The sequence below is a fragment of the Faunimonas sp. B44 genome (assembly GCF_052655945.1).
The window spans coordinates 1-915 of record NZ_JBQYEX010000049.1 but is presented as its reverse complement, the minus strand read 5'-3'; the positions used below and the strand labels follow the sequence as shown (position 1 = coordinate 915).

Sequence of the window (915 nt, the reverse complement as noted above, 5' to 3'; positions counted from 1 at the left end):
GCCGATCACGCTGTCGACCATCCGCTTGCGCTCGGCCGGCTTCATCGAGCCGAGCTTCTCGATGTCGCCCTGGTTGGCGACATGAGCGGTGTCGAACACGGTGAGGCCGTAGCCGAACAGCTCGGCGATCTTGACGTTGATCGGCTTGGTGCCGACCGCGATCACCTCGTCGCCCCGGTAGAGCTTCGGGCTGGTGTTGCGGACCACCTTGTAGTCCTCGCCCCTGAGGCACCATTCCAGCTCGGCGCGGAGCTTCTGGTAGCCGCTCTGCTCGCCACGGAGCGCAGCCGAGCCGAACAGGCAGTAGCGGATCATCTCGATGATGAAGGACTTGCCGGCCTCATTCGGGCCGGTGACGGCGCCGAAGCCCTTCTGGAAATCGATCTGGCCGGAAAGGGACCGGCCAGTCGATGCGAAGGTGACGGAGTAGGAAAGGCTTTTAAGCATTGGGGAGAACCACCGTGAGTTCGGCGACGAACTGGTGTCCGCCGGTGATGGAGCACTTCCGCTCGCTCATATGGACATGCTCAGTGACCGCCTGAGCGATACGGCGCTTGGCCTCCTCAGCCGCCCAGGGCAGCCAGGCCGGTCCCTCGTGCTCCAGGTTGATGGTCGAGAGCCCCTTCAGGGTGCGGACCTGCTTCCGGTCCAGGACCACGTAGCCCATCGATTCCAGGCAGCGGATCATATCCTCAGTCGACATTCGGCCAGTTCCTGCAGCGTCCGTGAACCCGGGCCTTCGCCACGGCGGTGGCGATGAAGGGGCCAAGGTGGGTCCGGAACTCCCTGGCCACGGCGTGGAACTTGTCGATGCTCTCCTCCGCCGCCTTCCTGAGTTCGGTGATCATGCTGATCTCGAGGGTCTCCAGCCCGGGGGTGGTGAGCCATTCCTCCATGCCGGCTACCACGACGCGA

Annotated in this window: 3 protein-coding genes; all 3 read right to left on the bottom strand. The window is 64.3% G+C overall.

The genetic code is table 11. The features are described from left to right. Positions 1-447, bottom strand: a 447-nt coding sequence (locus ACUN0C_RS20195) for an AAA family ATPase (RefSeq protein ID WP_445468196.1), incomplete at its 3' end; no start/stop codon positions are given. Continuing rightward, on the bottom strand, positions 440-703 hold the full coding sequence (locus ACUN0C_RS20190; protein ID WP_445468195.1) for a hypothetical protein: 264 nt from the start codon (positions 701-703) through the stop codon (positions 440-442). The genes ACUN0C_RS20190 and ACUN0C_RS20195, both read right to left, overlap by 8 nt. Then, on the bottom strand, positions 693-915 hold a 223-nt coding region (locus ACUN0C_RS20185), incomplete at its 5' end, for a hypothetical protein (RefSeq protein WP_445468194.1). The genes ACUN0C_RS20185 and ACUN0C_RS20190, both read right to left, overlap by 11 nt.

What these genes read in the sequence shown, in the direction of transcription:
- ACUN0C_RS20190 (WP_445468195.1), bottom strand. Translation starts at nt 703, where the DNA reads ATGTCGACTGAGGATATGATCCGCTGCCTGGAATCGATGGGCTACGTG.